The sequence below is a fragment of the Rahnella aquatilis CIP 78.65 = ATCC 33071 genome, from assembly GCF_000241955.1.
In the GTDB taxonomy this organism is placed as follows: domain Bacteria; phylum Pseudomonadota; class Gammaproteobacteria; order Enterobacterales; family Enterobacteriaceae; genus Rahnella; species Rahnella aquatilis.
This window is the reverse complement of the sequence record NC_016818.1, coordinates 3433684-3455154: the sequence shown is the minus strand read 5'-3', so window position 1 is coordinate 3455154 and position 21471 is coordinate 3433684. Positions and strand designations below refer to the sequence as shown.

General features: G+C 51.1%; 17 protein-coding genes and 6 tRNA genes. 2 read left to right on the top strand and 21 right to left on the bottom strand.

Features of this window, described 5'->3' with window-relative positions:
- Positions 1-13: 13 nt before the first annotated feature.
- Positions 14-2596 carry a leucine--tRNA ligase gene (leuS, locus tag RAHAQ2_RS15640; RefSeq protein WP_015698159.1) on the bottom strand — a complete coding sequence of 861 codons (2583 nt, stop codon included), beginning with the start codon at positions 2594-2596 and terminating at the stop codon, positions 14-16.
- Positions 2597-2863: 267 nt separating this feature from the next.
- On the opposite strand from leuS, the gene RAHAQ2_RS15635 reads away from it, so the two are divergent.
- Entirely contained in the window at positions 2864-3364 is a 501-nt protein-coding gene (locus RAHAQ2_RS15635; RefSeq protein WP_015698158.1) for a zinc ribbon-containing protein, read from the top strand.
- 59 nt (positions 3365-3423) lie between these two features.
- Here RAHAQ2_RS15635 and RAHAQ2_RS15630 read toward each other — a convergent pair whose 3' ends face one another.
- From RAHAQ2_RS15630 to miaB, 9 genes are all read right to left on the bottom strand, one after another.
- Entirely contained in the window at positions 3424-4149 is a 726-nt protein-coding gene (locus tag RAHAQ2_RS15630; RefSeq protein WP_013576488.1) for an amino acid ABC transporter ATP-binding protein, read from the bottom strand.
- The gene (gene gltK / locus RAHAQ2_RS15625; RefSeq protein WP_015698157.1) at positions 4146-4823 is read right to left on the bottom strand and encodes a glutamate/aspartate ABC transporter permease GltK; all 678 of its coding nucleotides are present in this window, start codon (positions 4821-4823) and stop codon (positions 4146-4148) included. The genes RAHAQ2_RS15630 and gltK overlap by 4 nt, the downstream gene beginning before the upstream one ends.
- 2 nt (positions 4824-4825) lie before the next feature.
- Positions 4826-5566 carry an amino acid ABC transporter permease gene (locus tag RAHAQ2_RS15620; RefSeq protein ID WP_015698156.1) on the bottom strand — a complete coding sequence of 247 codons (741 nt, stop codon included), beginning with the start codon at positions 5564-5566 and terminating at the stop codon, positions 4826-4828.
- A gap of 188 nt (positions 5567-5754) precedes the next feature.
- The gene (locus tag RAHAQ2_RS15615; RefSeq protein WP_015698155.1) at positions 5755-6651 is read right to left on the bottom strand and encodes an amino acid ABC transporter substrate-binding protein; all 897 of its coding nucleotides are present in this window, start codon (positions 6649-6651) and stop codon (positions 5755-5757) included.
- 437 nt (positions 6652-7088) lie between these two features.
- Positions 7089-8618 carry an apolipoprotein N-acyltransferase gene (lnt, locus tag RAHAQ2_RS15610; protein ID WP_015698154.1) on the bottom strand — a complete coding sequence of 510 codons (1530 nt, stop codon included), beginning with the start codon at positions 8616-8618 and terminating at the stop codon, positions 7089-7091.
- A 7-nt stretch (positions 8619-8625) separates the two neighbouring features.
- Positions 8626-9504 (bottom strand): CNNM family magnesium/cobalt transport protein CorC, encoded by an 879-nt coding sequence (gene corC, locus RAHAQ2_RS15605; RefSeq protein ID WP_015698153.1) that lies wholly within the window; start codon positions 9502-9504, stop codon positions 8626-8628.
- A gap of 99 nt (positions 9505-9603) precedes the next feature.
- Positions 9604-10077 (bottom strand): rRNA maturation RNase YbeY, encoded by a 474-nt coding sequence (ybeY, locus tag RAHAQ2_RS15600; protein WP_013576482.1) that lies wholly within the window; start codon positions 10075-10077, stop codon positions 9604-9606.
- The gene (locus tag RAHAQ2_RS15595; protein WP_015698152.1) at positions 10074-11132 is read right to left on the bottom strand and encodes a PhoH family protein; all 1059 of its coding nucleotides are present in this window, start codon (positions 11130-11132) and stop codon (positions 10074-10076) included. Before RAHAQ2_RS15595 ends, ybeY begins: the two co-directional genes overlap by 4 nt.
- 279 nt (positions 11133-11411) lie before the next feature.
- Entirely contained in the window at positions 11412-12836 is a 1425-nt protein-coding gene (gene miaB, locus RAHAQ2_RS15590; protein ID WP_037040041.1) for a tRNA (N6-isopentenyl adenosine(37)-C2)-methylthiotransferase MiaB, read from the bottom strand.
- Positions 12837-13024: 188 nt separating this feature from the next.
- On the opposite strand from miaB, the gene ubiF reads away from it, so the two are divergent.
- On the top strand, positions 13025-14209 hold the full coding sequence (gene ubiF / locus RAHAQ2_RS15585) for a 3-demethoxyubiquinol 3-hydroxylase (protein ID WP_015698149.1): 1185 nt from the start codon (positions 13025-13027) through the stop codon (positions 14207-14209).
- 93 nt (positions 14210-14302) lie between these two features.
- On the opposite strand, the gene RAHAQ2_RS15580 is transcribed toward ubiF, so the two are convergent.
- The 11 genes from RAHAQ2_RS15580 to nagB form a co-directional block, all read right to left on the bottom strand.
- Positions 14303-14377: transfer RNA gene (locus RAHAQ2_RS15580), tRNA-Gln, on the bottom strand.
- 44 nt (positions 14378-14421) lie between these two features.
- Positions 14422-14498: transfer RNA gene (locus RAHAQ2_RS15575), tRNA-Met, on the bottom strand.
- Between the two features lie 92 nt (positions 14499-14590).
- A tRNA-Gln gene (locus RAHAQ2_RS15570) sits at positions 14591-14665 on the bottom strand.
- Positions 14666-14735: 70 nt separating this feature from the next.
- Positions 14736-14810: transfer RNA gene (locus RAHAQ2_RS15565), tRNA-Gln, on the bottom strand.
- 23 nt (positions 14811-14833) lie between these two features.
- Positions 14834-14918: transfer RNA gene (locus RAHAQ2_RS15560), tRNA-Leu, on the bottom strand.
- A gap of 8 nt (positions 14919-14926) precedes the next feature.
- Positions 14927-15003, bottom strand: a tRNA-Met gene (locus RAHAQ2_RS15555).
- 228 nt (positions 15004-15231) lie between these two features.
- Complete coding sequence (gene asnB / locus RAHAQ2_RS15550; RefSeq protein WP_015698148.1) at positions 15232-16896, bottom strand: asparagine synthase B; 1665 nt, start codon at positions 16894-16896, stop codon at positions 15232-15234.
- Between the two features lie 360 nt (positions 16897-17256).
- Positions 17257-18009, bottom strand: a complete 753-nt coding sequence (locus tag RAHAQ2_RS15545) for an HAD-IIA family hydrolase (protein WP_037040039.1) — start codon at positions 18007-18009, stop codon at positions 17257-17259.
- A gap of 57 nt (positions 18010-18066) precedes the next feature.
- The gene (nagC, locus tag RAHAQ2_RS15540) at positions 18067-19290 is read right to left on the bottom strand and encodes a DNA-binding transcriptional regulator NagC (protein ID WP_013576476.1); all 1224 of its coding nucleotides are present in this window, start codon (positions 19288-19290) and stop codon (positions 18067-18069) included.
- A 20-nt stretch (positions 19291-19310) separates the two neighbouring features.
- On the bottom strand, positions 19311-20450 hold the full coding sequence (nagA, locus tag RAHAQ2_RS15535; protein ID WP_037040023.1) for an N-acetylglucosamine-6-phosphate deacetylase: 1140 nt from the start codon (positions 20448-20450) through the stop codon (positions 19311-19313).
- 143 nt (positions 20451-20593) lie between these two features.
- The gene (gene nagB, locus RAHAQ2_RS15530; protein WP_015698145.1) at positions 20594-21394 is read right to left on the bottom strand and encodes a glucosamine-6-phosphate deaminase; all 801 of its coding nucleotides are present in this window, start codon (positions 21392-21394) and stop codon (positions 20594-20596) included.
- Positions 21395-21471 lie beyond the last annotated feature (77 nt).

The window sequence follows — 21471 nt, the reverse complement described above, 5'->3', positions numbered from 1 at the left end:
GATCCTCCTTGACTCAACCTACAACCAGGTTAAGCAGTTTGCCCGGGACGTAGATTACTTTGCGAACCGTAACCCCATCCAGATATTTTGCGACCAAATGTTCTTCTGCCGCACGATCGCGCACTTGTTGCTCGGTAGCATCAGCGGCTACGGTGATTTTAGCACGCACTTTACCGTTCACCTGCACAACGACCAGCTTGGAATCTTCAACCATTGCCTGCTCATCAGCTTGTGGCCATGGTGCGGTATCCACGTCGCCTTCTCCCTTCAGCGACTGCCAGAGGGTGAAGCAGACGTGCGGGGTGAACGGGTAAAGCATACGAACAACCGCCAGCAAGGCTTCCTGCAACAGTGCACGATCCTGTTCGGTATCCTGCGGTGCACGGCCCAGCTTGTTCATCAGTTCCATTATGGCCGCGATAGCGGTGTTGAAGGTCTGACGACGGCCGATATCATCGGTCACTTTGGCGATGGTTTTATGCAAGTCACGGCGCAGATCTTTCTGTGCTTCATTCAGGGAAGCCACATCCAGAGCGGCAACCTGGCCTTTTTCTGTATGTTCGAAGGCCAGTTTCCAGACACGTTTCAGGAAGCGGTTTGCCCCTTCAACACCGGATTCCTGCCATTCCAGCGTCATTTCTGCCGGAGATGCAAACATCATAAACAGACGCACGGTATCTGCGCCGTATTTATCCACCATCACCTGCGGGTCGATGCCGTTGTTTTTAGACTTAGACATCTTGCTCATGCCCGCGTAAACCAGCTCGTGGCCTTGCGGGTCAGTGGCTTTGGTGATGCGACCTTTTTCATCACGTTCAACGATGGCATCCGCTGGCGAAACCCAGATACGTTCGCCGTTGTTACCGGTGTAGTAGAAGGCATCAGCCAGCACCATACCCTGACACAGCAGACGTTTAGCCGGTTCGTCAGAATCCACCAAACCGGCATCACGCATCAGTTTGTGGAAGAAGCGGAAATACATCAGGTGCATGATGGCGTGTTCAATCCCGCCGACATACTGATCCACAGGCAGCCAGTAGTTGGCGGCTGCCGGATCCAGCATCCCTTCGTCGTATTGCGGGCAGGTATAACGTGCGTAATACCAGGAAGACTCCATAAAGGTGTCAAAGGTGTCGGTTTCACGCAGGCCCGGCATACCGTTCACGGTCGTTTTCGCCCACTCAGGATCCGCTTTAATCGGGCTGGTGATACCGTCCATGACGACATCTTCCGGCAACACAACCGGCAGTTGATCTTCTGGCGTTGGAATAACGGTGCCGTCTTCCAGCGTGATCATCGGGATTGGCGCACCCCAGTAGCGCTGACGGGAAACCCCCCAGTCGCGTAAACGGTAGTTGACTTTTCGCTGGCCTACGCCCTGGGCAACCAGCTTGTCGGCAATGGCATTGAAACCGTCTTCGTGATTCAGACCATCAAATTCGCCTGAATTGTACAGCGTGCCTTTCTCAGTCATCGCTTCTGCGGTGACATCAGGCTGGCTGCCATCAACGTTGAGAATAACCGGTTTAATCTGCAGGTTATATTTGGTGGCGAATTCCCAGTCACGCTGATCGTGAGCTGGAACGGCCATCACCGCACCGGTGCCGTATTCCATCAGAACGAAGTTAGCGACCCAGACTGGCAGCTTTTCACCGGACAGCGGGTGAATGGCAAACAGACCGGTTGCCATGCCTTTCTTTTCCATCGTCGCCATTTCTGCTTCGGCAACTTTGGTGTTACGGCATTCGTCGATAAAATCGTTCAGCGCAGGATTATTCTGTGCACCCAGTTGCGCCAGCGGATGACCGGCAGCCACGGCGACGTAGGTCGCGCCCATAAACGTATCAGGACGGGTGGTGTAAACCGTGACTTTTTCATCGCTGTCAGCCACATCAAAAGTGATTTCCACCCCTTCCGAGCGGCCAATCCAGTTGCGCTGCATGGTTTTCACCTGCTCTGGCCAGCTTTCCAGCGTGTCCAGATCATTGAGCAACTGATCGGCGTAAGCCGTGATTTTGATGAACCACTGAGGAATTTCTTTACGTTCTACTTTGGTATCACAACGCCAGCAGCAACCGTCGATAACCTGCTCGTTCGCCAGAACGGTCAGGTCATGCGGACACCAGTTCACTGCGGAGGTCTTCTTATAAACCAGGCCTTTTTCGTACAGCTTGGTGAAGAACCATTGTTCCCAGCGGTAATAATCAGGCTTACAGGTCGCGACTTCACGATCCCAGTCATAGCCGAAGCCCAGCAATTTAAGCTGGTTCTTCATGTATTCGATATTTTCGTAAGTCCACGGAGCCGGTGCGGTGTTGTTTTTTACCGCCGCCCCTTCTGCTGGCAGGCCAAACGCATCCCAGCCAATCGGCTGCAGAACGTTTTTACCGAGCATGCGCTGATAACGGGAAATCACGTCACCGATGGTGTAGTTGCGCACGTGTCCCATGTGGAGACGGCCTGATGGATAAGGCAACATGGAGAGGCAGTAATATTTCTCCTTGCCAGGCTGTTCGGTAACTTTGAAAGTTTGCTTCTCTTGCCAGTGAAGCTGAACGTGTGACTCGATGTCTTCTGGACGGTATTGCTCTTGCATGGCGGCCGGTGGTCCTGTGAGTGAAAACAGCTACGCCTGTAGCTCAAAAAGTTTTAATCAAAAGATCCGCATAGCATAGCTGATAAGCGGTTGGAGCAACAACACCCAGCGAAGGCTAAAGGGGATTTCTGTCCGCTTCTGGTGCAATATTCATAATCTGCGAGTCAGCGCGAGATAATCTGCGCAACGGATCAGGGATTTACGACTAAAATAAAGGCAGTGCGCTCCCGCCGTGAAAATGGTTATGACAGTTCAAGGAGAGGAAATATGAGCAATATTACGCAATCTTACCGTCAGCTGGTGGCCTCACTGACCGAGCGGTTAAAACAGGGTGAACGTGATATCAGCGCGCTGGTGCAGGATGCCCGCGTCAGGCTGCAGGAGGAAGGCAAGCTGACGGAAATCCAGATTGAACAGCTGACCTCGGCGGTACGCCGCGATTTACATGAATTTGCCCGCAGCTATGAAGAAAACCAGCAAGCCGTGGCAGAAGAAGATGACGGCACGGACAGTGTGTTTATGCGGGTCATTAAAGAAAGCTTGTGGAAAGAGCTGGCAGATATGACCGATAAAACCCAACTGGAATGGAAAGAAGTTTTTAAAGATGTCAGCCATCACGGGATTTATCACAGCGGAGAAGTCGTCGGGTTGGGCAATCTGGTGTGTGAAAATTGTCATTTCCACTTAGCGGTGTATACGCCGGAAATTCTCAGTAAATGCCCGAAATGCGGCAACACTGAGTTTACGCGTCGGCCGTTTGAACCTTAAACGTCAAACACCTGCCCCTCAGATGCGGGGCAGGTGTTCTTGCTTTTACTCAGTGCCGGTCAGTGCAGGATCTTCGCCAGGAAATCCCGGGCGCGATCGGATTCAGGGTTATTGAAGAAATCGTCTTTGTTGCGATCTTCCACAATCTTGCCTTCATCCATGAAAATCACGCGGTTGGCCACTTTACGCGCGAAGCCCATTTCGTGCGTCACCACCATCATTGTCATGCCTTCGTTTGCCAGTTCAACCATGACGTCGAGCACTTCGTTGATCATTTCCGGATCAAGGGCGGACGTCGGTTCGTCAAACAGCATCGCGATCGGATCCATACACAACGCACGGGCAATCGCCACTCGTTGTTGCTGACCACCGGAAAGCTGGCCGGGGAATTTATTGGCATGCGCGGATAAACCGACACGATCCAGTAATTTCAGGCCCTTATCTTTCGCTGCCGCTTTATCACGCTTTAAAACTTTGACTTGCGCCAGCGTCAGGTTATCGATGATGGAAAGGTGCGGGAACAGTTCGAAATGCTGGAAAACCATCCCCACTTTGGCACGCAGTTGCGCCAGATTGGTCTTTTTATCATTGACCGGCGTGCCGTTGACCAGGATCTCGCCTTTCTGAACCGGTTCGAGTCCGTTCACGGTTTTGATCAGCGTCGATTTTCCTGAGCCTGAAGGCCCGCAAACCACCACAACTTCACCTTTTTTAACTTCGGTGCTGCAATCGGTAAGCACCTGAAAGTGCCCGTACCATTTAGAAACATTCTTCAGTGAAATCATGAAACGGTCCTTTTCTTCAAATAACGCACCAGCAAGGAAGCACAAAGGCTGATAACAAAGTAAATAATTCCTGCAAACAGCACCATCTCGACCAGCGTACCGTCACGGTCACCGATGTTAGATGCACTGCGGAAGAAGTCTGCGAGGCCCAGAACATACACCAGGGAAGTATCCTGGAACAAAACGATAGCCTGCGTCAGCAGCAATGGCACCATGGCGCGAAAAGCCTGCGGCAGGATAACCAGCTTCATGGATTGCCACTGTGTCATGCCCAGCGCCAGCGCGGCGGAGGACTGACCGCGCGCGATGCTAATGATCCCTGCGCGAATAATTTCCGAATAATAGGCTGCTTCAAAGAGGGCAAAAGCGACCATAGAAGAGATCAGCCGAATATCGGTTTTAGGCGACACGCCGAGTACCTTTTGCAAAAATCCTGGCACAATCAGGTAAAACCACAGCAGTACCATCACCAGCGGAACGGCACGGAACAGATTGACGTACGCGGAGGCAAACCAGCTGATAGGTTTGAACGTTGACAGGCGCATTACTGCCAGCAGGGTTCCCCACAAAATACCCACGACAATCGCCAGAGACGTGATCTTCAGCGTGATGACCATGCCTTGCCACAGATAGGGCAGGCCGGGACCAATAGAACTCCAGTCGAATTCATGCATGCTTATTTCCCTCCCATGTTGCCCGGCAGGCGGACTTTACGTTCTACGAAATGCATCAGCAGCATGATGACGGCATTGATAAGGACATAAGCAACGGTGATTGCAGTGAATGATTCATACGCATGCGCGGAGTAATCCAGCAGCTTACCGGCCTGTGCGGCCATATCAACCAGACCAATGGTCGAGGCAATGGCGGAGTTTTTCACCAGGTTGACCATTTCCGAGGTCATTGGCGGCACGATCACGCGGTAAGCATTGGGTAACAGTACATAGCGGTAAGTTTGCGGCAGCGTGAGGCCCATCGCCAGCCCGGCATTGCGTTGCCCGCTTGGCAGCGACTGGATGGCTGCACGTACCTGTTCGCATACGCGGGCGGCGGTGAACAACCCAAGGCAAATGACTGATGAGGTGAAGAACTGCACGTCAGGCGCCAGTTCGGATTTAAACCACATGCCGATATTTTCAGGCAGCAGTTCAGGGACCACCAGATACCAGATAAAGAATTGCACGATTAATGGCACGTTACGGAATAATTCGACGTAACAGGTACCCATGCCTGAAAGGATACGGTTGGGAACGGTACGCAAAATACCGAACAGAGAGCCGATGAAGAAGGCGATTATCCATGCGCAAATTGACAGTGCGACAGTGACCTGAAATCCATTCCAAATCCAGCCCAGATAAGTGGTGTTACCGAAGGGGGCTTGTTGCAGAAAAATGCCCCAGTTCCAATCTATTGACATAAAAACTCCGTAAAGCGGGTAAAGGCTTACCCATCTGAGTGATGACGCAATTCGCCTAAAGTGAATGGGAAAAATGCGGGGTGGGGAACGACCACCCCGCATCTGTATCATCACAGGTTGGTGGTCCAACCTTGTATTTTAGTCACTTTTCACTCTTCTCTTGGTTATACCCGTCCATCTGGTATGACTTACAGCGCCTTATCGTTTGGCGCTTTGAACAGAGCTTTCATGTCATCGGACAGCTCAAAGTTCATGTTCAGGTTTTTCGGAGGAATAGGTTTTTTGAACCAGGTTTCAAACCACTTGCCCGCTTCACCGGAGGTTTGTGCCTGCACGATGGTGTCATCAACCAGTTTTTTAAACTCAGCATCGTCTTTACGCATCATGCAGCCATAAGCTTCTTTGGATTGCGGTGTACCGACGATGTCCCAGTTGTCTGGTTTCTTGGCTTTCGCACGTTCACCTGCCAGCAGCGCGTCATCCATCATGAAGGCCACTGCCCGGCCAGTTTCCAGCGTACGGAAGGAGTCACCGTGGTCTTTCGCACTGATGATGCGCAGATCCAGTTTCTTCTCTTCGTTGAGTTTGTTCAGCAGAACTTCAGAAGTCGTACCGGAAGTGACAACAACAGTTTTGCCTTTAAGGTCAGTGAAATCTTTAATCTCTGAACCTTTTTTCACCAGCAGACGCGTACCGATCACAAAGATGGTGTCAGAGAAGGCCGCTTGTTGCTGACGTTCCAGGTTGTTAGTTGTTGAACCACACTCGAAATCGTAAGTGCCGTTTTGCAGCAACGGGATACGGTTCTGCGAAGTGATTGGCATCATTTTGACTTGCAGATTTGGCAGGTTCAGTTTTTTCTTCACCGCGTCAACGATAGCGTCAGAATAGTCCTGTGAATAACCCACCACTTTTTGTTCGTTGTTGTAGTAAGAGAACGGCACTGAGGATTCACGGTGACCCACCACGATAACGCCATTGTCTTTAATTTTTTTCAGGGTGCCGGTCAGTTCTTCTGCGTGAGCAAAGCTGCTTACGGTAACGCTTGCCAACAGTACTGATAACGCCAATTTGCGCAATTGCATGTCCAACTCCTTGCTGTCATTAGGGATCCAAACTCAGGGATCAGAAAGTACTAATGCCTCGTCATATGAAGCTAGAAAATAGCTGAATGTGAATATTATGAAACCACATTGTTTCTTTTTTGAGACGAGACGCGCACCAAATCAAAGCAATCAAACGGCTATGCACTCAGAAAGTGCATGAGAAGTCGCCTGTTTGTACCAAAATGATGCATTCCGTCATAAAAAGTAACTAATCAGATATCTTTCAATCAGATGTAGCAAGAGTCGTGCCAGATGGCCTGATTTAACTTCATAAGCGGGCAAATCGGCAGCGCTTAATGCCGCCGTTGAAACAATCGGCAGCAGGTAAAAGGGGAGCGTCAGGAATTTTAGAAAGGAGTGCTACAAAAAAGAACAGGCACCCGGAGGTGCCTGTTTTAGAAACGAAACGCTTATGCTCAGGATTTACGACGACCCAGCCATAGCGCAACCGCCGCCATGATCGCTGTAGCAAACCACACCGGCCACCAGCCAGCACGGGCATAAGGCGTCATGCCGGTTGTCGGCGTGACCTTCACGTTCAGCACCTGGCGTGTAAACTGCGGAATTTCATGGGTTACATCGCCCTGAGCATTTACCACCGCAGTAATACCGTTATTGGTACTGCGCAGCAACGGACGGCCCAGTTCCAGCGAACGCATACGCGCCATCTGGAAATGTTGCCACGGGCCAATGGAATGACCAAACCAGGCGTCGTTTGAAATCGTCAGCAGGAAATTAGTGTCCGGCTGGAGGTTGTCGCGAACCTGTTCGCCGAAGACGACTTCGTAACAAATCGCCGTGGTCAGATTCAGACCACTGACAAACAACGGTTTCTGCACGTAATCACCACTGGTCAGCCCGGACATCGGTAAATCGAAGAACGGTGCCAGCGGGCGAAGAATGGCTTCAAGCGGCACAAATTCACCAAAAGGCACCAGATGATGCTTATTGAAGCGGTTTTCGTCAGGGTAGTGATATGGCTGTTCACCGCCGAGCACGATGGCGCTGTTATACACCTTCATGCCTTCTGCATTGCGACGGGCATCAATAATACCGGTGATGAGCTGGGTGCCGTGCGCGCGATAGAGATTATCCACCATGCTCAGGAAACCCTGCTGATCGGATTCAATGTCCGAAATGGCCGATTCCGGCCAGATGATCATACTGGATTTGCCCACGTACGGACGGCTGAGATCCAGATAGGTCTGTAACGCGCTTTCCAGCGCTTTCGGATCCCATTTCATGGATTGTGGAATATTGCCCTGAACCAGTGCCACATCGACCGTTTTGTCGGTTTGTTCCTGGTACCAGTGAATGTAACGCAGCGGCCACGGCAGCAGCAGCATGGCGGCAGCAATAATTCCAGGCGTTACACGGCGCTGATAAATGGCATACACAATCAGCCCGCTCAGAGACGTCAGTAAAAGAGTGATGCCGTCGACACCGGTGATCGGTGCGAGACCTTTCAGCGGGCCGTCGATCTGGCTGTAGCCGAACTGCAGCCACGGGAAACCGGTCAGCACCCAGCCGCGCAGGAATTCAGTAATCTGCCATAGCGCGGGTGCGGCGATAGCCAGTTTCCACCAGGTGGTTTTTGGCCACAGTTTGCTGAACAAGCCCGCAAACAGCATCGTGTAGAGTGATAAATAGGCCGCCAGTAAAACAACCAGGAAAAGGTTAATGGCTTCCGGCATGCCGCCAAATGTGGCGATGCTGACATAAACCCAGTTTACGCCACTGCCAAAAAGACCCATTCCCCAGAAGAAACCCAATAAAGCCGCCTGGGCAGGGCGGCGATCGAGCGTTAATGCCAGCAGTCCGCAGAGCGAAATAATCGCCGCAGGCCAGAAGTCATAAGGGGAAAATGACACCGTGCCACAGGCACCGAAAAAGAGCGCCAGCAGGGCACGGACCCGCTGGCGTTGATATAAAGAGGCAATTGCCATGGAGTGATTATTCTTCCAGTATCGGTTGCGGCGCGTCGTCCGGTATTTTTACATGAACCTGAATGATACGACGGCTGTCGGCCATCGCAACCTTGAACAGGTAACCGTCAATTTCAATGCTTTCACCACGCGCCGGTAAATGGCCGAATGACTGCATCACCAGACCACCAATCGTATCGACTTCATCGTCACTGTAATGGGTCTGGAACACTTCATTAAAATCTTCAATCGGCGCCAGTGCACGGACGGTATAGGTATGGCGGCTGAGCTGGCGGATATCCAGATCTTCTGCTTCGTCGTACTCATCATCGATTTCGCCGACGATCAGTTCGAGAATATCTTCGATGGTTACCAGACCGGAAACGCCGCCGAATTCATCCACGACAATCGCCATATGGTAACGCTGGGAGCGGAATTCTTTCAGCATGCGGTCAACGCGTTTGCTTTCAGGAACAACGACCGCGGTTCGCAGCACTTTATCGATGCTGAATGGCTCGGACTCTGTGCGCATAAACGGCAGCAGGTCTTTGGCCATCAGGATGCCTTCAATGTGATCCTTATCTTCGCTGATCACCGGGAAGCGTGAGTGTGCAGATTCGATAATGACATCGAGGCACTCTTCCAGCGGTTGATTACGTTTTAGCGTGATCATTTGTGAACGCGGGATCATGATATCCCGGACGCGCTGCTCGGCGATATCCATCACGCCTTCCAGCATGTCACGGGTATCGGGGTCGATCAGATCGTTTTGTTCTGAATCACGGATCAGCTCAACCAGATCGCCACGGTTTTTGGGTTCACCGTGAAACAGCTGGCTAAGGATAAGGGAAAAGAAGCCCTTCTTGGGACTGGGGCTGTCACTATTTTGTGAATGGTCATCGCTCATGGCGTTTGGTTTGGATTACTCGTAGTTAGTGAAAATTATGCGCAATGCCTGCGGATGAACACTTTATCAGGCAGGCATTACGCGAGTTTACTGTGGCGCTTAGTTATCTTCTTTCTCTGAAATATACGGATCGGGATACCCCAGACCCTGCATGATTTCAGTTTCAATCGATTCCATCTCTTCGGCTTCTTCGTCAACGATATGGTCATAACCCAGCAAATGCAAACTGCCGTGAATGACCATATGCGCCCAATGGGCCAGAAGTTCTTTGTCCTGCTCTTTTGCTTCTTTCTCAACAACCTGACGACAAATAATCAGGTCGCCAAGAAGCGGCATCTCCATACCCGGCGGTGCTTCGAATGGAAAGGATAACACGTTGGTCGGTTTATCCATCCCACGATAAGTCATATTAAGTTCATGACTTTCAGGGATATCAACCAGACGAATTGTCACTTCCGATTCTTCCTGAAATTGCGGAAGAACCGCCTCAAGCCAGGTCTGGAAGTCATTTTCTGACGGCAAACCCGCCGCATCTTCGCAGGCAATTTGTAAATCGAGAATTACCGTATTCATTGACCGGCCTGTTGTGTTGCATTGTGCTGATGTTCATGTTTACGTTCTGCGGCAATGGCATCGCGGCGTTTTTGATCTTCTTCTTCCCAGGCTTCGTACGCGACCACAATGCGCGCAACCACCGGATGACGTACCACGTCTTCACTGTGGAAGAAGTTAAAACTGAGTTCTTCGACTGCCGACAGCACTTCAATCGCATGACGAAGCCCTGACTTCTGATGACGCGGCAAGTCGATTTGGGTGACGTCGCCGGTGATCACCGCTTTGGAGTTAAAACCAATACGGGTCAGGAACATCTTCATCTGTTCAATAGAAGTATTCTGGCTTTCATCGAGGATAATAAAGGCGTCGTTCAATGTACGGCCACGCATATAAGCCAGCGGGGCGACTTCAATGACGTTGCGCTCAATCAGTTTTTCAACTTTCTCAAAGCCGAGCATTTCAAATAATGCGTCGTACAGCGGGCGCAGATAAGGATCGACTTTTTGGCTGAGATCGCCCGGCAGGAAGCCCAGTTTTTCACCGGCTTCAACGGCAGGACGGGTCAGCAGGATACGACGTACTTCCTGACGCTCCAGCGCATCCACCGCAGCCGCCACGGCCAGATATGTTTTACCGGTTCCCGCAGGACCAATCCCGAAGGTGATGTCGTGGTCAAGGATATTGGCGATATACTGCGCCTGATTGGGCGTACGCGGCTTCACCATGCCACGCTTGGTTTTGATGATCACGGCTTTGCCGAACTCGGGCACACTTTCTGCCGTTTGCTCCAGCACCCGGCTTTCTTTGATCGCCAGGTGAATTTTTTCAGGATCGATATCCTGGATCTCACCGCGCAGCGGCGCAGTGTCTACGTATAAGTCACGCAGGATGTCGGCGGCTGCGGCAACAGGCAGGCTCTTCCCGACCAATTTAAACGCGTTATCACGACGGTTGATTTCAACGCCCAACCGGCGCTCCAGTTGCTTGATATTGTCATCAAACGGCCCGCACAGGCTCAGCAAACGCTGGTTGTCTTCGGGCTCGAGTAAAATCTCTTGTGTTACAACGTTCAAACGAATCCTTTGGACCACTCTGGGTCAGTCAATGTGTTCGAGTATTTTGAATTTCACCCGACTGATCATTGCTTTCAGTCGTCAACCATACCTGAGTTAATAATACATGCCCTTGGCAAAATATGCTGCAACGTGGCGGCAGTTGCAGGAGCCTTCATCCGGATATGCGGCCTTTGCTGGGAAATTAAACCCTTGTGATGAGTTTATTACCGAAAATCTCAAAAGAAACAGGACGCCGGAGCGCCCTGTCGATTGAAGGTCATGCATCATACTGAGGGGTCAGGGTTGATACATTCCAACGCCCAATTCATTTTCTTTACGGGTGCGTTCGATAACTGATTGCGGAGACTCATGCAGGCGAAGCGCCATCTGTTCTTCCGTGCGGACAACCACACCGCGCAGTGAATTGGCATACACATCGACAATTTCGACATCCACGAACTTGCCAATCATATCCGGCGTGCCTTCGAAGTTGACCACGCGGTTACATTCGGTACGGCCGGTCAGTTCCATAATGTCCTTGCGGGATGTGCCTTCCACCAGAATGCGCTGAACGGTACCCAGGGTGGCCCGGCTGAAACGCATGACCTGCTGCGTAATTCTGTCCTGCAGCAGCGCCAGACGCTGTTTCTTCTCCTCCATGCTCACATCATCAACCATATCTGCCGCCGGTGTACCCGGACGCGGAGAATAGATGAAGCTGAAGCTGACGTCGTAATTCACTTGCGCGATCAGATCCATCGTACGTTCAAAATCTTCGTTCGTTTCGCCAGGAAAACCGATGATAAAATCTGAACTGAAATGAATATCAGGACGCGCAGCGCGTAACTTGCGGATAGTCGATTTATATTCCAGCACGGTGTGAGGACGCTTCATCATCGTCAGAATGCGATCGGAGCCACTTTGGATCGGCAGATGCAGAAAGCTCACCACTTCAGGCGTATCTTTATAGACTTCTATAATGTCATCGGTAAATTCGACCGGATGACTGGTCGTGAAACGAATACGGTCAATACCATCAATCGCTGCCACCAGGCGCAACAGTTCAGCGAAGGTGCACACGCCGCCATCAAAGGCTTCGCCGCGATAGGCATTAACGTTCTGACCCAGCAGATTCACCTCACGCACGCCTTGCGCGGCCAGTTGTGCGACTTCGAACAATACGTCATCGCACGGGCGGCTGACTTCTTCACCGCGCGTATAAGGTACGACGCAGAAGCTACAATATTTGTTGCAGCCTTCCATGATGGAAACGAAGGCTGTCGGGCCGTCTGCGCGGGGTTCCGGCAGGCGATCAAATTTTTCGATTTCAGGGAAGCTGATATCCACGACCGGGCTTTTGGTGCCGCGTACGTGGTTCACCATTTCCGGCAAACGATGCAAGGTTTGCGGACCGAAGACGATGTCGACACAAGGCGCACGTTTACGCAGCATTTCGCCTTCCTGTGAGGCAACGCAGCCACCCACCCCAATGATAATATTCGGGTTTTTCTTTTTCAGTAATTTCCAGTGTCCGAGCAGGCTGAACACTTTCTCCTGCGCTTTTTCCCTTATCGAGCAGGTGTTCAGCAGCAGAATATCTGCTTCTTCAGCGTTATCCGTCAGCTGGTAACCATGGGTGCTGTCGAGAAGGTCAGCCATTTTGGATGAATCATATTCATTCATCTGGCAGCCCCAGGTTTTTATGTGCAGTTTTTTAGTCATCAGCGTGTCAGTACTCAATACGGGAAACGTTAGATCGGCAGTGCCGCAGTGCATAGCATAGTTCAGGGGCGCTATTGTAAACCCTCACTCCGGTGCTGACCAGTGCAGGAAAGCAGCTTAGGCCCTGATGCCAACACAAAAATCCGGTACACTTCGCATAATGAACTGAACAGAAAGCCGGAATAAAAATGAATAATTCTGAGAAGACATTTGATGCAGTCATTGTCGGTGGCGGCATGGTGGGGGCCGCTGCCGCGCTGGGGCTGGCACAGCAGGGATTGCAGGTCGCACTGATAGAAAATGACGAGCCTGTCGGGTTTGACCCGTCAGCGCCTGCTGATTTGCGTATCTCCGCGATTGGTTGCGCGTCAGTGCGCTTTTTACAGAAACTGGGGGCGTGGGATGCGGTTGAGGAAATGCGCTCAGTCCCTTACCGTCGTCTGGAAACCTGGGAAGTGAGCGGTTCTGAAGTGAAATTCGATGCGCAGTCCCTCGGGTTGCCGGAACTGGGCTTCATGGTCGAAAACCGGGTACTTCAGCTGGCGCTGTGGCAACAGTTCGATGCCCGCACCAATCTGACCCGCTTTTGCCCGGCAAAATTGCGTCACCTTTTGCAGCACGACGATAAAACCTGGTCTCTGCAACTGACCACCGGAGAGTTATTGCGCACGAAACTTGTGGTTGCCGCCGATGGCGCGAATTCGCTGGTGCGGCAGTTAGCAGGGATTGGTGTGGATGGCTGGGAATACCGTCAGCACTGCATGCTGATTAATGTAGAAACCGCAATGGCGGATCAGGACGTAACGTGGCAGCAATTTTTCCCTTCGGGCCCGCGGGCGTTTCTGCCATTGTTTGGCAATCAGGCCTCGCTGGTCTGGTATGACAGCCCGCAGCGCATTCGTCACCTGAAAACGCTGAATATGCAGCAACTCACGACGCAAGTGATGCAGGCTTTCCCGGCACGGCTGGGTACAGTGAAAGCGATATCCGCAGGTGCATTCCCGCTGGTTCGCCGCCACGCGCAGCGTTATGTCTTACCGGGGCTGGCGCTGGTGGGGGACGCTGCACATACCATCAATCCTCTGGCAGGGCAGGGTGTGAATCTGGGGTACCGTGACGTGGAGGCGTTGTTATCGGTGCTGGAGAAGGCGCGTGACCATGATGAAGCGTGGAGCAGCGAAAAGGTGTTGCGGCGTTATCAGCGCCAGCGTCGTCTGGATAATCTGCTGATGCAAAGCGGGATGGATTTGTTCTATACCGCCTTCAGTAATGATCTGGCACCGGTGAAAGCGTTGCGTAATCTGGCGCTGATGACCGCACAGCGTGCGGGTGCACTGAAAATCAAAGCGTTGAAATATGCTTTAGGGATTTGATGACCAGAGGGCAAACCGGATTCATCCCGGTTTCCCCTCTCGTTTGAAAACGTCAGATAGCAAAAAGCCCGCGCGAGGCGGGCTTTCTTAATGTGGCTGGGGTGCCAGGATTCGAACCTGGGTATGCTGGTATCAGAAACCAGAGCCTTACCGCTTGGCGACACCCCAATTTTGTTTCTCACTACCTTTTGAGCAGTGTACTGCAAGTAAAATGGTGGCTACGACGGGATTTGAACCTGTGACCCCATCATTATGAGTGATGTGCTCTAACCAGCTGAGCTACGTAGCCAAATTTTACTGACTTACTTCAAAACTTCAAGCACTAATTTAACTAACTTAATAATAAATTTCAAGTGCTTACCAATTATACAGAAAGAAGTATGGCTGGGGTACCTGGATTCGAACCAGGGTATGCTGGTATCAAAAACCAGTGCCTTACCGCTTGGCGATACCCCAACAGTACAACTTCTTCAAATTGGATTTTCCTCACAACCACATCAATACAGCAATGTGAAAGGTAAGAAAATGGCTGGGGTACCAGGATTCGAACCTGGGAATGCTGGTATCAAAAACCAGTGCCTTACCGCTTGGCGATACCCCAACAGTGCTGCCGATGTCTGGAAATGGTGCGGGAGGCGAGACTTGAACTCGCACACCTTGCGGCGCTAGAACCTAAATCTAGTGCGTCTACCAATTTCGCCACTCCCGCAAAAAAGATGGTGGCTACGACGGGATTCGAACCTGTGACCCCATCATTATGAGTGATGTGCTCTAACCAACTGAGCTACGTAGCCATCTTTTTTCGCGCTACCTTCATCGGCGTTGCGGGGCGCATTATGCGTATATGACCGTTTTGCGTCAACACCTTTTTTGGAGAAAAAGGCCTGACGGTGTCCATTTGTGTGGCTTATAACCACTCTGGTGATTAATTGGACAAAAGACATTATTTTTACTGACTTTACACGTAAAAAAACGGGCCTGAAGAGGCCCGTTTGCTACAAGGAGTTTTACTGGTAAATCGGTTATTTGTAGGCGGACTGATGCACGCCAACAGCACGGCCGGAAGGATCGTCCATGTTTTTGAACGCTTCGTCCCACTCAATCGCTTTCGCAGAAGAACAGGCCACTGACGGCCCGCCAGGTACACATTCAGCCGCACTTGGCACCGGGAACAATTCTTCAAAAATCGTGCGGTACAGATAACCTTCTTTCGATGTCGGCGTGTTGTACGGGAAACGGAAATGTGCAGTTTCAAGCTGTTGATCGGTGATCTGCTGTGAGGCCACTTCTTTTAAAGTATCGATCCAGCTGTAACCTACACCATCAGAGAACTGTTCTTTCTGACGCCATGCAACGCTGTGGGGTAAATAAGACTCGAAACATTCACGCAGGATATGTTTCTCCATCTTACCGTTGCCGCACATCTTGTCTTTCGGGTTGATACGCATTGCGACGTCGAGGAATTTTTTGTCCAGGAACGGTACGCGGGCTTCAACACCCCAGGCTGACATGGCTTTGTTAGCACGCGCACAGTCATACATGTGCAGGGCCAGCAATTTACGCACGGTTTCTTCGTGGAATTCTTTGGCGTTCGGCGCCTTATGGAAATACAGATAGCCGCCCAGCACTTCGTCAGCACCTTCGCCGGACAACACCATCTTGATGCCCATCGCTTTGATTTTACGCGACATCAGATACATTGGCGTTGAGGCCCGGATAGTCGTGACGTCATAAGTTTCGATGTGATAAATCACGTCGCGGATCGCATCCAGACCTTCCTGCACGGTGAAATGAATTTCGTGATGCACGGTGCCCAAATGGTTGGCGACTTCCTGAGCAGCGCGCAGGTCCGGGGAACCTTGCAGACCGACGGCAAAGGAGTGCAGTTGCGGCCACCAGGCTTCGCTCTGGTCTTTATCTTCGATACGGCGACCGGCAAATTTCTTGGTGATGGCAGAAATCACGGAGGAATCCAGACCACCTGACAGCAGCACGCCGTAAGGTACGTCAGACATCAGGTGACTTTTCACCGCTTCTTCCAGCGCATCTTTCAACGCCGCAGCGTCGGTTACGTTGTCTTTGACATTTTCGAAGTCAAACCAGTCGCGCTGATAATATTCGCGAATTTCACCGTCCTGGCTCCATAAATAGCTGCCTGCCGGGAATTCTTTGATGGTGCGGCAAACGGGCACCAGCGCCTTCATTTCTGAAGCCACATACATGTTGCCGTGTTCGTCATAACCCATATACAGCGGGATGATGCCTAAATGGTCACGGCCAATCAGGTAAGCGTCTTTTTCTGTGTCATAAAGGATGAATGCGAACATGCCTTGCAGTTCATCGAGGAAGGCTGGGCCTTTTTCCTGATACAGCGCCAGAATCACTTCACAGTCAGACGCGGTCTGGAATTCATACTTGTCGCCCAGCTCAGCGCGCAAAGCCTGATGGTTGTATATTTCGCCGTTAACAGCCAGAACATGCGTGTGTGCCGCGTTATATAAAGGTTGAGCGCCGTTGTTCACGTCGACAATGGACAGACGCTCATGTGACAGAATTGCTTTATCGCTGGCAAACACACCGGACCAGTCGGGTCCGCGGTGACGCATCAGGCGCGACAGTTCCAGCGCTTTTTTGCGCAGCTCGACGGAGTCAGTTTTGATATCGAGCACACCGAAAATTGAACACATATTACTTTCTCCCTAACGACGTTTCTCTGGCTGTCATTTTTATGATTACGAATGAGGATCAACGTTGCCGTTCTTTCAGTTTTAGCCCGGCGCTGTTGCGTTGCTGACTATGAAAATGCGTCAAAACCCCCATGTTGTGCAAGCGTTTTAACGCTCTTCTGATAAATAGTGGGTTGATGGGGAGTGTTATTTGATGAATTGTCATTTTTAACGCTATTTTATTAGCGAATTATTAATTTAATCGCCAAAAACTGAGGAGGATTCAAAAAAAGAGAAAAGTGGATAAAAATCAGGCAAAAGGCAAAAAAAAACGAGCCTGAATAAAGATCCGGACTCGTTTTCAGGCAGTTAACGGAAGCGCTAAATCACGTCGATATCGGCCACTGACGGATAAATCCAGGTCGGGCGGAAAGGCATGCCTTCAATATCATTGAGCGTGGAAACGCCGGTCAGCACCAGAACGGTTTCCAGACCCGCCTGGAAACCAGCCAGAATATCAGTACGCAGATTATCACCCACAATGACGGTATCTTCGGAATGCGCCTGCATTTTATTCAGCGCCGAACGGATAATCCACGGACTCGGTTTACCGACATAAAACGGCTGGCGGCCGGTAATTTTTTCGATAGGTGCGCATAACGCGCCACAGGCTGGAACAAAACCGTGCCCGTGATTATCAGGATTCGTTGCAATAAAGCGCGCGCCGTTTGCCACGAAATAGGCGGCTTTATGGATCATGTCCCAGTTATAAGAACGGGTCTCGCCGACAATCACGAAATCAGGATTGATATCGGTGATGGTGAAACCGGCTTTATATAACTCATGAATCAGCGCGCCTTCGCCAACAACATAGGCTTTTTTGCCTTCCTGACGTTTGAGGAAATCGGCTGTGGCCATCGCAGAGGTGAAAAATGCACTTTCAGGCACGTCAAGACCGGCAGCGCTGAAGCGGTTTGCCAGATCCTGTGCTGTCTGGGAAGGGTAGTTAGTGAGAATAACCAGAGGCATTCCCTGTTCCTGAATCCGCGCCAGAAAACGATCGGCACCAGGTACTGCGGTATTGTCGTGCAACAGCACGCCGTCAATGTCACAAATTACGTTCTTTATCGTCATAATTTCCAAACCCACATTTTCAGTCCCATTCCTGGCAGCCCGATACTATAGCACGTCTTAATTTTCCATCAGACGCTGTAACAGAACGCCATTCAGCATCGCCCGTTTTACCAGGGCAAACGCACCAATCGCTGACTGATGATTCAGGGCTGACGTCACCACCGGTAAATTACGGCGGAAATCTTTCAGAACTTGCGCATTAATACAGTTCTGAATGGCCGGAAGCAGAACCTTATCGGCCTCAGTAATTTCACCGGCTATCACGACTTTTTGCGGATTAAACAGGTTTATCGCGATGGAGACACCTTTACCCAACTGGCGGCCAACGTGCTCGATCACTTCGGTTGCCAGCGGATCGTGGCGGTTTGCCGCTTTGCAGATTGCCGAAATTGAGCAGTCATTCAGACTCAGCTTGCTGGCGTAGCCTTGCGTCAGTAAATGGCGCACCCGATTTTCGATGGCAGCGTTAGCCGCAACGGTTTCCAGACAGCCGAAATTACCGCAATGGCAGCGTTCGCCCAGCGGGTCGATCTGAATGTGACCGATTTCACCGACGTTGCCGTTACTGCCGAGAAAAATCTGGCCGTTAACGATGATGCCAGCACCCGTACCGCGGTGTAAACGAACCAAAATGGAGTCCTGACAGTCGCGGGTTGCACCGAAGTAGTGCTCGGCAAGCGCCAGACTGCGGATATCGTGGCCGACAAAACTGGTGACTTTAAACCGGGCTTCCAGCGCATCGACTAATTTCCACGCGCCCACGCTGATATGCGGCATATAGCGCACGATGCCTTTATTCGGATCGACCAGCCCCGGAAGGATGACGGAAATGGCAATCAGTTCGCGGATTTTGCGCTGGTTCAGTTCGATGAATTGCTGGATAGCCTCGAACAGTGCGTTCTCGAGGGTTTCCTGAGTACGCTCGGGCAGGGCGTAATGTTGTTCGGCCAGCGATTTGGCGCTGAGATCATAGAGCGTAATCGTCGCATCATGGCGACCAAGACGTACTGCGATGGTATGGAAAGGGCGGGTTTCGGTGATGATAGAAATGGCGCGGCGCCCCCCGGTGGAAGCCTGCTGATCAACTTCTTTAATCAGCCCGCGCTCAAGTAATTGTCGGGTAATTTTGGTAACACTGGCGGGCGCTAACTGACTCATGTCAGCAATCTGAATGCGCGAGATGGGACCTTGTTGGTCAATCAGGCGGTAAACCGCCGCGCCGTTTAACTGCTTAACCAGATCAACGTTGCCGATTTGTGCCTGCTGTCCGCCAGTTGTCATCAATGCTTTTATCCGCTCAATTAAACTTCGTCACCATTAACGATAGTTTTTGTGATTTTAAAATCATGAGTGAACGCGGTGAGGTTGGCGACTTTACCTGCTTCGATGCTGCCCAGTTGGTCGTCAACACCAATTGCGCGTGCCGGATAAAGCGTTGCCATACGCAGCGTTTCGTCCAGCGCGATGCCAACATGTTCGACGCTATTTTGTGCCGCTTCGATCATCGTCAGCGCAGAGCCGCTCAGTGTTCCGTTTTCGTCCACACAGAGTCCGTCACGGTAGTATATTGTTTTACCGGCAAAAATGAACTCATCAATATTCGCGCCAGCCGGAGCCGTTGCGTCAGTGACCAGCACCAGCTTCTCTCCTTTGAGCTTTTTCGCGTTGCGAATATTCGCCCAGTCGACATGAAGACCATCAGCAATCACACCGGTATAGACTTCTGGCGTATCGAAGATTGCACCAATAAGACCAGGCTGACGGCCTGTAATGGCTGGCATTGCATTATAAAGGTGCGTGGCGAAGCTGATACCTGCGGCAAAACCGGCACGGGCTTCAGCATAGGTTGAATTTGAATGGCCTGCGGAAATCACTATTCCTGCATCACGCAACTGGCGGATATATTTTGCATCAACCTGTTCAGGTGCGAGTGTCAGTTGGGTAATTACGTCAGCATTTGCACACAGGTAATCAATCATGGCGCTGTCTGGCAGGCGGATGAATGCCGGATTGTGCGTGCCTTTTTTCAGCGGGCTGAGGTATGGCCCTTCAAGGTGCAGACCCAGTGCCTGGTTCGGATACTTTTCCAGATAGGTGCGCATGACGCTGATACCGTGTTTCATGTAGTCATCGCTACAGGTGATAAGCGTCGGTAAGAAACTGGTACAGCCGGATTTTTCATTGGCTTTCTGCATGATTTCTAACGTTTCTACTGAAATCGCTTCCAGTGAATCGTTGAACTGCACGCCACCACAACCATTAAGTTGCAGATCGATAAATCCGGGGGCAAGAATGGCACCATCCAGACTGCGGGTTTCCACATTCGCCGGCAATTCACTCACCGGGCAGACTCGTTCGATTTTGCCATCGGCAATCACTACTGCGTGGTTATCCAGAACGTCATGACCGGTATACACCCGGCAGTTCATTAAAGCGTACATCATGCCCCCATTCCCCTAAATCCTTTGAGCTGCAGCAGCGTTGGCTGCCTTCACTCACTCCGGTCACTTACTTGAGTAAGCTCCCGGAGATTCGTTCAGTTGCCGCCTTGCTGCAACTCCAGGGCTTTCGGGGACTCAGTTAATTAAAGGTTTTTCATATTTTCCGCTTCTAACTCGCGGAAATATTTAACAGTTTTGACTTTCAGTTCCATGGTGGACGGCTCGTCACATACCATAACGGCTTTCGCGTGCAATTGCAGGCAACTGATGGTCCACATGTGGTTGATATTACCTTCAACAGCCGCTTCCAGTGCCTGCGCTTTGGCATGGCCAGTCACCAGAATCATCACTTCTTCCGCATCCAGCAGCGTGCCTACGCCAACGGTCAGGGCGTATTTTGGCACCTGTGAGACATCGTTGTCGAAGAAACGTGAGTTCGCGATACGGGTTTCATGCGTCAGGGTTTTGATACGGGTACGGGAAGCCAGAGAAGAGGCCGGTTCGTTGAATGCGATATGACCGTCATTACCCACACCACCCATAAACAGGTGAATCTTGCCGTATGACTTAATTTTCGCCTCGTACTGGCGGCATTCTTCGTTGACGTCTGGTGCATTACCATTCAGAAGATTGATGTTTTCGCGTGGAATATCAACGTGATCAAAGAAGTTTTGGTACATAAACGTATGGTAGCTCTCAGGGTGTTCCTGTGGCAGACCGACATATTCGTCCATGTTGAAGGTCACTACGTTTTTAAAGCTAACCTGGCCTGCTTTATGCATGGCGATTAAATGTTTGTAAGCTTCGAGCGGCGTACCACCGGTGGGTAAGCCCAATACAAACGGACGGTCAGCAGTGGGTTTAAACGCATTGATGCGTTCAACGATATGACGTGCAGCCCATTTGCCTACTTCAGTGGGGGTGTTTAAGGGAATAAGTCTCATCAGATACCTCTTAGTTTCAGAATATTGAATATACTATGTCTGTCCTCCGCTGAAGTTTTTAGCGCGGGGCAGGAATT

What these genes read in the sequence shown, in the direction of transcription:
- leuS (WP_015698159.1), bottom strand. Translation starts at nt 2,596, where the DNA reads ATGCAAGAGCAATACCGTCCAGAAGACATCGAGTCACACGTTCAGCTT.
- RAHAQ2_RS15635 (WP_015698158.1), top strand. Translation starts at nt 2,864, where the DNA reads ATGAGCAATATTACGCAATCTTACCGTCAGCTGGTGGCCTCACTGACC.
- RAHAQ2_RS15630 (WP_013576488.1), bottom strand. Translation starts at nt 4,149, where the DNA reads ATGATTTCACTGAAGAATGTTTCTAAATGGTACGGGCACTTTCAGGTG.
- gltK (WP_015698157.1), bottom strand. Translation starts at nt 4,823, where the DNA reads ATGCATGAATTCGACTGGAGTTCTATTGGTCCCGGCCTGCCCTATCTG.
- RAHAQ2_RS15620 (WP_015698156.1), bottom strand. Translation starts at nt 5,566, where the DNA reads ATGTCAATAGATTGGAACTGGGGCATTTTTCTGCAACAAGCCCCCTTC.
- RAHAQ2_RS15615 (WP_015698155.1), bottom strand. Translation starts at nt 6,651, where the DNA reads ATGCAATTGCGCAAATTGGCGTTATCAGTACTGTTGGCAAGCGTTACC.
- lnt (WP_015698154.1), bottom strand. Translation starts at nt 8,618, where the DNA reads ATGGCAATTGCCTCTTTATATCAACGCCAGCGGGTCCGTGCCCTGCTG.
- corC (WP_015698153.1), bottom strand. Translation starts at nt 9,504, where the DNA reads ATGAGCGATGACCATTCACAAAATAGTGACAGCCCCAGTCCCAAGAAG.
- ybeY (WP_013576482.1), bottom strand. Translation starts at nt 10,077, where the DNA reads ATGAATACGGTAATTCTCGATTTACAAATTGCCTGCGAAGATGCGGCG.
- miaB (WP_037040041.1), bottom strand. Translation starts at nt 12,836, where the DNA reads ATGACTAAAAAACTGCACATAAAAACCTGGGGCTGCCAGATGAATGAA.
- ubiF (WP_015698149.1), top strand. Translation starts at nt 13,025, where the DNA reads ATGAATAATTCTGAGAAGACATTTGATGCAGTCATTGTCGGTGGCGGC.
- asnB (WP_015698148.1), bottom strand. Translation starts at nt 16,896, where the DNA reads ATGTGTTCAATTTTCGGTGTGCTCGATATCAAAACTGACTCCGTCGAG.
- RAHAQ2_RS15545 (WP_037040039.1), bottom strand. Translation starts at nt 18,009, where the DNA reads ATGACGATAAAGAACGTAATTTGTGACATTGACGGCGTGCTGTTGCAC.
- nagC (WP_013576476.1), bottom strand. Translation starts at nt 19,290, where the DNA reads ATGACAACTGGCGGACAGCAGGCACAAATCGGCAACGTTGATCTGGTT.
- nagA (WP_037040023.1), bottom strand. Translation starts at nt 20,450, where the DNA reads ATGTACGCTTTAATGAACTGCCGGGTGTATACCGGTCATGACGTTCTG.
- nagB (WP_015698145.1), bottom strand. Translation starts at nt 21,394, where the DNA reads ATGAGACTTATTCCCTTAAACACCCCCACTGAAGTAGGCAAATGGGCT.